The organism is Micromonospora sp. I033, from assembly GCF_053890995.1.
Window position 1 is genome coordinate 1 of the sequence record NZ_JBSSLX010000240.1, and the last position, 8,201, is coordinate 8,201.

The following is an 8,201-nucleotide window of genomic DNA, read 5'->3' on the forward strand; positions in this document are numbered from 1 at the left end:
GCTGTGACCGCGGGGGGACTCGGCGACGATCCGGTCCGGGTCCACCACCAGCACCGAGTCGAACTCCAGGCCCTTGGCCTGCTCGGTGGTGAGCACCACCACCCGGTTCGCCAGCTCCGGCTGCTCACCCACGGTCGCCTCGGGCAGCGCCGCGACGACCGCCTCGCCCAGCTCGGCCACCCGGCCGGCCGGCACGATCACCCCGAGCCGGCCGTCGGCCAGCCCGGCCGCCTCCCGCTCGGTCGCCTCGACCAGCTCGGCGGGGAGCCGGTCCGCCGCGACGGTACGGTCCCACGGCGGCACGCCGCCGGCGCGTACCGAGCGGGGTGGGCGCAGCGCCGGGTCGATCTCGGCGAGCACCTCGGCGGCGACCGCCATGATCTCGGCCGGGGTGCGGTAGCTGACGGTCAGCTCCGCCAGCCGCCACCGGTCCGCCACGTACGGCGCCAGAGCCTCCTGCCATGACGGCGTGCCGGCGAGCGCGCCGGTCTGCGCCACGTCCCCGACGATCGTCATCGACCGGCTCGGGCAGCGCCGCATCAGCAGCCGCCAGGCCATCGGCGACAGCTCCTGCGCCTCGTCGACGATCACGTGCCCGAAGGCCCAGGTGCGGTCGGCGGCGGCGCGCTGCGCGGTGGTGAGCCGGTCGGCCTCCTCCTGCCGCTCGGAGAGCCGGTCGGCGTCGATCAGGTCGGTGACGCCGAGGATCTCACCGCCGTCCGCCTCGTCCTCGACGTCGATCGAGCGGGAACCGCGCCAGATCTCCAGCACGCCCTCGGCGTACTCCCGCTCCAGGGCGCGGATCCGGTCCCGGCGGGCCGCGGCGGCGCGCTCGTCCTCGCCGAGCAGCTCGGCCGCCTCGTCCAGCAGCGGCACGTCGGCCGGCGTCCAGCCGCCCGGTTCCCGGTGCAGCGCCGCCCGCTCGGCGTCGGTGAGCATCGGCGCGGCGGCGGCGACCCGCTCCGGGGACGCGTACAGGTCGGCGAGCAGCCGCTGCGGGGTCAGCACCGGCCACAGCTCGTCCAGCGCGGCGCGGATCTCCGGCTCGTCGCGCAGCTCCCGGCGGATCTCGGCCCGGTCGGCCTCGGAGAGCAGGTTCTCCCCGCCGAGCGGGTCGGCGCCGATCCGCTCGGCCACCTGGTCGGCGAGCGCGTGCACGATCTCGATGTCGAACAGCGCCCGGGCCAGGTTGTGCGCGCGGCCGGCGCGGCGGACCCGGTCCCGCGCCTGGCGCACGGTCTCCGGGTCGAGGGTGAGGATCTCCCGCTGGGGCAGCTCGATCTCCAGCGGCTCCTCCGGCACCCACTGCCGGTCCCGGACGGCGTTGGCCAGCACCTCGGCGAGCACCGCGCGCCCCTTCAGCGCCGCGGTGGTCGCCGGCTCGGTGCGCCGGGCGTGCACGCCGGGGAAGAGATCGGCCTGCGTGCGCAGCAGCACGCCGGTCTCGGCCAGCGCCGGCAGCACCTGGGAGATGTAGCGCAGGAAGGTGGCGTTCGGGCCGACCAGCAGCACGCCCCGGGTGGAGAGCTGCTGCCGGTGGGTGTAGAGCAGGTAGGCGGCCCGGTGCAGCGCCACCGCGGTCTTGCCGGTGCCCGGCCCGCCCTGCACCACCATGACGCCCGGCAGGTCGGCCCGGATGATCCGGTCCTGCTCGGCCTGGATGGTCTCGACGATGTCGCGCATCCGCCCGGTCCGTCCGGCGTTCAGCGCGGCGAGCAGGGACGCCTCCCCGGTCACCTCCTCGTGGGCGGTGGGGGAGGCGGCGGCGATGTCCAGCACCTCGTCGTTGAGCCCGGTGACCTTGCGCTCCCGGGTCCGCAGGTGCCGGCGCCGGCGTACCCCCTGCGGGTTGGCGGCGGTGGCCAGGTAGAAGGCGCGGGCGGCCGGGGCGCGCCAGTCCATCAGCAGCGGGTCGTAGTCGCCGGAGGTGTCGAAGATGCCGATCCGGCCGATGTAGCGGCACGAGTCGTCGTCGCCGTCGAGGCGGCCGAAGCACAGGCCGGTCTCCACCGCGGAGAGCTGCTCGACCTGGTCGGCGTACATCCCCACGGCGGAGTCCCGCTGCGACCGGGCCTGCAACGTGCCGCCGGTGGTGCGCAGCTCCTCGGTGAGCCGGCGGGCGGCCTGGTCCCGCATACCGTCCAGCCGGTCGTAGAGCATCGAGACGTACTTCTGCTCGCGACCGATCTCGTCGTCCTGGTGCAGCTCACCCGACACGTCGGAGTGCGTTGACAAGCCGGCTCCTCATGGCTAAAATTGCGGCAGGAATGGCTCTGAGAAGCCATTCCTTTTTGTGTTTGAACTGAGAAAGATACCGCGCGGCCCGCCGTCGGACCAAGCCTCGCCGGCCGCCCACGACGACGTCACACCGCAGGCTCGCACACGAAAACGGGGCCCGGCCGGCACACGCCGACCGGACCCCGACAGGGCCCCTTCGCGGATCTCAGCCCTTCGCCGCCTGGTACAGCCGCTCCGGCCGGACCAGGCCGGCCAGCACCCGGCCGTCGTCGGTGAGCAGCACGCTGAACAGCTTGCCGGTCAGCAGCCGGCCGCTGCCCCAGTCACCGCTCACCCGCTCCAGCCCGCCGAGCACCTTCGCCAGCGCGTCCGCGTCCGGTCCCGCCGCCTCGCCCGGCTTCGCGGCCGGGGCGCCCGGCCCGGCCGCGTCGAGCTTCGCCACCAGCACGGTGGTCCAGCCGGTGCCGACGGTACGCACGTCCGGCCCGTCCGCGTCCCGATCCGCGGGGCGCTTGCCGGCCGCCGGCCCATGCCCGTCGCCCGCCCGCTCCTCGATGACCTTCACGCCCGGCGGCGGGTTGAACCGGAACTGGTCGGCGTCCGGGGTGCGGAAGTCGACCTGGGTGAACGCCACCTCGAACGCCGGCTCGTCCGCCCCGTCGGCGAGCACCTCGAAGCGCAGCGGCACGTGCTCCTCGGCGTCCAGCGCGATCCGCACCTGGTGCACCAGCGAGTCCCGGTCGCGCGGGGTCAGCACCAGCTCGTACACGCTGCGCCCGGCCACGGTGGCGGAGCGGCCGACGGTGACCGCGGTGCTCGGGTCGATGGCGGCGAGCGCCCGGTCGGCGGCGTCGGCCGGCGTGGCCGGCGCGGAGGCCAGGTCCTTCCCCTCCGCCGGCAGCGTCCGGTGCGACGCGATGTTGTCCCGGCTGCTCCAGGTCCAGACGTCGCGGCCGTTGCGCAGCACGTCCCGCTCGCCGAGCGTGTCGACCAGGGCGACCCGCTGCCGCTCCTCGCCGGCGTACCAGACCCGCAGGGTGTGCGTGCCGCTGATCAGGCTCGCCAGCTCGCCCCCGCCGGCCTTCCCGGCCAACTCGGCGATCGGCGGCAGCCCGAGGTCGGCCCGCTGCACGACCGTGCCGGAGAGCCCGTCGAGGCGGGACGTCCGGAGATCCTCCAGGAGCTGGGCGGCGGTACGCGGCGGCAGCGCCGGGTCGGCCCCGGCGGCGAACGTGCCGACGGCGGCGCCGCCCCCGATCACGGCGACCCCCGCGGTCACCGGGACCAGCCAGCGCAGCACGGCGCGGTTCTTCAGTACGGACATGGTGTGCACCTCCTGACGGTAGATGCTGCACCAGGGACGCTGTGAGCACGCTGAGCAGATTCCCTAGGGGGTGTCACCGGATGGCACCCTTGACCCGTGCGGTTGCTGGTGGTGGAGGACGAGACGCGGCTGGCCGCGTCCCTGCGGCGGGGCCTGCAGGCGGAGGGCTTCGTGGTGGACGTGGAGTCCACCGGCCCGGGCGGGCTGGACGCCGCGCGGCACGGCGACTACGACGCGATGATCCTCGACGTGATGCTCCCCGGCCTCTCCGGCTACGAGGTGGTGCGCCGGCTGCGCGCCGAGGAGCGCTGGCTGCCGGTGCTGATGCTCTCGGCCAAGGACGGCGAGTACGACCAGGCCGACGGGCTGGACTGCGGGGCCGACGACTACCTCACCAAGCCGTTCTCCTACGTGGTGCTGCTGGCCCGGCTGCGGGCGCTGCTGCGCCGCGGCGCGCCGGAGCGCCCGGCCGTGCTCTCGGTCGGCGACCTGCGGCTGGACCCGGCGCGGCGGCGGGTGACCCGGGCCGACGCCGAGGTCGCCCTGACCACCCGCGAGTACGCCCTGCTCGACTACCTGATGCGCCGCCCCGGCGAGGTGGTCTCCAAGACCGAGTTGCTGGACCACGTCTGGGACGCCTCGGTGGAGACCGCCCCGAACGCCGTCGAGGTCTACGTCGGCTACCTGCGCCGCAAGATCGGCCGGGACCGGTTGGAGACGGTCCGCGGCGCCGGCTACCGGCTGGCCACATGACGCGCTGGATCCGGAGCCTCCTGCCGCACCTGAACCTGCGTTCCCGGCTGCTCGCGCTCGGGGTGGTCGGGCTGATCGTCGGGTTCGCGCTCGGCGCGGCACTGCTGCTCGGCGCCCTCGGCTGGACGTTGCAGCGCGCGGTCGACAACGAGGCGCTCCGGACCGCGGACGCGGTCGCGCTGCTCGCCGCGGAGGACGCCCTGCCCGACCCGCTGCCGGTGGCCGGCGGGCAGCTCCGCGTCCAGGTCGTCGACGGTCAGGGCCGGATCCGGGCCGCCTCCATCGACGCCGACCGGCTGGTGCCGATGCTCGGTCCGGACCATCTGCGTGCCGGGGAGCGCCAGCGGCTGGTGGTGGACGGGCGGCGGGTCGGCCTGACCGGGCCGGTCCGGGTGGTGACCGTGCCGGCGGGCACCCCGGACGAGCCGCTCACCGTGCTGGTGGCCAAGTCGATGACCGACGTCCGGCACAGCCTGCACGTGGTGCGGAACCTGCTGCTGGTCGGCTTCCCGCTGCTGGTCGTCGGGCTGGCCGTGGTGGCCTGGCGGGTGGTCGGGGCGACCCTGCGCCCGGTCGAGGCGCTGCGCAGCGGCGCCGCCGAGATCACCGGCCGGGCCGGGGCGGAGCGGCTGCCCGTGCCGGCCGGGCGCGACGAGATCCAGCGGCTGGCCGTCACCCTCAACGACATGCTGGACCGGCTGGCCGCGTCCCGGGACCGGCAGCGGGCGTTCGTGGCCGACGCCGCCCACGAGCTGCGCAGCCCGGTCACCAACATGCGCACCGAGCTGGAGGTGGCCCGGCGGCTGGGGGACGGGACCGACTGGCCGGCGGTGGCGGAGAACCTGCTCGCCGACACCGAGCGGCTCAGCCGGCTGGTCGACGACCTGCTGCTGCTGGCCCGCCTCGACGAGCAGGCGGCCCGGCCGGACCGTCCCGCGCCGCCCGCCGTCGGCCCGGTGGAGCTGGGCGAGCTGCTGCGCGGGGTGGCCGAGCGCTACCCGTCCCCGCCGCTGCGCCTCACCCCGCCGCCCGGCCCGCTGTGGACCGAGGGGGATCCGGGGGAGCTGCGCCGGGTGCTGGTCAACCTCGTGGAGAACGCGCTGCGGCACGCGCACGGCGAGGTGCGGCTCGCGGTCACCGGCCCGCACGCCGATCCGCCGGTGCCGCGACAGCGCGGCGGGTCGGCGTACCACCTGGTCACGGTGACCGACGACGGGCCGGGGATCCCGGCGGCGGACCGCGAGCGGGTGTTCGCCCGCTTCACCCGGCTGGACGACGCCCGGGCGCGCGACGCCGGCGGCGCGGGCCTCGGCCTGGCCATCGTGCGGGAGCTGGTCCGGCGGGCCGGCGGCGCCGTCGAGCTGGCCGACGCCGCGCCGGGGGCGGCCGCGCCGGGACTGCGGGTGACGGTACGGCTGCCCGCGCTGGCCGAGCCGGAGGCGGACTGACCCGTCGGCCGTCAGCCGATGCGGTCGGCGAGCTGGCGCACGGCGGTCTGGTACGTCTCCTGGGTGTGGTACGGCCAGTGCCGCTCCAGCGGCGGTGGCACGGTGTCCATCGGGTCGATGTCCAGGCTCGACGGGTCGCGGAGCCGGACGTCGACCGAACCCGCCCCGGAGGCGTCGCAGCCGCCGGGGCGGTCAAAGATGATCCCTCCGACCGGGTCGGTGTCCCGCCACAGGTTCCGCCACCGCCAGTCGAGCCGGTCGCCCAGCTCGCACAGCGTCCGCCGGCTGAGGTAGGCGGGATAGAGGCGGGTGTAGAGCCGGCTCAGCGGGGATCCGTGGGTCAGCAGCGCCACCCGCCGCAGGACGTCCGGCGGCAGCTGCAGGATGGTGGCCGCGGCCAGGACGGAGCCGTGGCTGTGCCCCGAGATGATCACCTTGCCGCGCGCGGCGAGTGCGGAGACCCGCTTGGCGAGTTCGGGCACCGCCCGGGCGGCGTAGCAGGGCGGGGCGAAGGGGTGCACGGTACGGGGCCAGAAGTCGCCCAGGTCCCACAGGGCCGCCACCGTGCGTCGCGTCTCCGCCGACCGGTAGGAGCGGAAGGCGAGGATCATGAGGCCGATGACGAGGAGGCTGATGAGCCAGACCCCGCCGTCGGTCACGTACGCGGTCAGCAGCGTGGTCTGCGCCGGGTCCGCGCTGAGCCGGGCGACCAGTTGGGTGGGCCCGATCCCGATCAGGTCGAACGCGATGGTGGCCAGCCCCAGCGAGGACATCACGAAGAACGTGACGAGGATCGGGCCCAGTTCGTCGGTCACGTGGGAGCGGGCGATGGTCTCCCGGACGGCCTCGCGCCGGGGCACCGCCCGGGGTGTGACGTCCGGGTAGTCCCGCTCGACGATCCTGCCGGCGCGGTGCCGCCTCCGCCGCCGGCTGATCACGAGCGTGAGCGAGGCGGCCCCGGTGGCGATCAGCAGGGCGGCCAGGCTGGCCAGCGCGGCCCACCAGTAGGCGACCGGCGGGTCCAGGGGAGCGACACCCGGGGGGTCCGGCCAGATCGGACCGGGGAGGGAGCCCCGGTCGAGGAAGTCGGCGACCCGGAAGACCAGGGTGGCGGCGAACGCGCCGGCGACCGTCACCGAGGCCGCCGCCACGACGGGCATGCCGAGCCCGGCGAGGACGGACCGGCTCCCGGGCCGGGGCGCCACCGTGACGAGGGCCAGCACCACCAGCAGGACGCCCTGCGCCCCGAGCAGGGCACCCACCGCGCCCTCGTAGCCGGGCAGTTGGCCGGGCCGCGACTGGACGCCGCGGGCCAGGGCGGCGTAGCCGATGCTCAGCGCGCTCACCGCGATCGTGGTCGCCGACAACGGGCGCAACACGCGGCGGACCCGCCGCCGGGTGGCCGGGACGGGCAGGCAGAGCAGCACCGCGCCGCACCCGATCAGGCCGACGGCGGCGGCGAACAGCACCCGCCCGGCGACACCGTCCGGGAGGGAGGTCCCGGCGAGCAGGCTGGCGTCCAGCGTCCCGGCGCCGATCGCCACGTGGATCTGGCGCAGCCAGGCGGGTGTCCGCTCGTCGTCCCAGAATCCCGGGACGTCGAGGCGGTCGGGCGCCCGGGCGGCCTCCGGGTGCGGCTGGGGCGGGCGGAACCCCTCGAGCGCCCGCGTCGACCGTGCGCCGATGCCCCAGACGACGCGCAACGCGACAAGCGGGACGAGCGACAGCAGGGCCAGCCGGGGGCCGGCCGGCAGGTCACCCAGCCAGGACAGGTAGGGGCGGTCCGCGCGGCACCCGTCGTAGGGCACGCACTGCCAGCCGACGAGGTCCAGCGTCACCCCGACGACGGAGAGCACGAAGGCGGCGGTCAGCGTGCCGGCGAGCAGGCGGCACAGCACCCGGAACAGGCGGGACCGGCCGGTCGCGGCCGGGCGGAGTCGGATCGCCAGGTTGCTCAGCATGAACGGAAGCAGCAACAGCATGGACGCCGTCCGCACCGCGGCGCCCGCCGTCAGGGCACCCCAGCGGTACGCCTCGACCGCGATCCCGGGGGTGGCCCCGCCCGCTGCTCCGGCGCCCGGTCGAGGCCGGTAGAACCCCGCGTGGCGGTCCCCGGCGACCCGCTCCACGATCGGGTGGTCGAGGATCTTCTCCGCGGTCCCGCCGGACACCCCGTGCACCCTCAACTCGACGGCTTCGCCCTCCGGTGCTGTGCCCACGCGGACAGGGTCACAGACCGGCACCGGGCCCAGCGCCGATACGGCGCAATCCGCCAGGGTCAGCGGCGTCGCGTCGTGCAGACCGGGGCGGTCCGGGCGACCGTGTCGGTCGACCAGACCACCGCGACCGTGAAGCAGTAGTCGGTGGTGCGGTCGAGGCCGTAGGCGATGTAGTCGACCGAGCCGGCGGGCAGGGTCAGGAAGGTGCGCGGCGGCTGC

The 8,201-nt window shown here is 75.6% G+C and carries 5 protein-coding genes; 2 read left to right on the forward strand and 3 right to left on the reverse strand.

The genetic code is table 11. The annotated features are described in order from the left end of the window. Both ACW0Q9_RS26755 and ACW0Q9_RS26760 read right to left on the reverse strand, forming a co-directional pair. The coding region (locus ACW0Q9_RS26755; protein ID WP_456185927.1) for a HelD family protein at window positions 1–2,160 on the reverse strand (2,160 nt) is incomplete at its 3' end. A gap of 283 nt (window positions 2,161–2,443) precedes the next feature. Further along, complete coding sequence (locus tag ACW0Q9_RS26760; protein WP_456185919.1) at window positions 2,444–3,562, reverse strand: LolA family protein; 1,119 nt, start codon at window positions 3,560–3,562, stop codon at window positions 2,444–2,446. 96 nt (window positions 3,563–3,658) lie between these two features. On the opposite strand from ACW0Q9_RS26760, the gene ACW0Q9_RS26765 reads away from it, so the two are divergent. Both ACW0Q9_RS26765 and ACW0Q9_RS26770 read left to right on the forward strand, forming a co-directional pair. Further along, window positions 3,659–4,315 (forward strand): response regulator transcription factor, encoded by a 657-nt coding sequence (locus tag ACW0Q9_RS26765; protein ID WP_456185921.1) that lies wholly within the window; start codon window positions 3,659–3,661, stop codon window positions 4,313–4,315. Beyond that, complete coding sequence (locus ACW0Q9_RS26770; protein WP_456185923.1) at window positions 4,312–5,763, forward strand: sensor histidine kinase; 1,452 nt, start codon at window positions 4,312–4,314, stop codon at window positions 5,761–5,763. Before ACW0Q9_RS26765 ends, ACW0Q9_RS26770 begins: the two co-directional genes overlap by 4 nt. A gap of 11 nt (window positions 5,764–5,774) precedes the next feature. Here ACW0Q9_RS26770 and ACW0Q9_RS26775 read toward each other — a convergent pair whose 3' ends face one another. Beyond that, window positions 5,775–7,982: a hypothetical protein gene (locus ACW0Q9_RS26775; RefSeq protein WP_456185925.1), complete on the reverse strand. Its 2,208-nt coding sequence runs from the start codon at window positions 7,980–7,982 to the stop codon at window positions 5,775–5,777. Window positions 7,983–8,201: the final 219 nt, after the last annotated feature.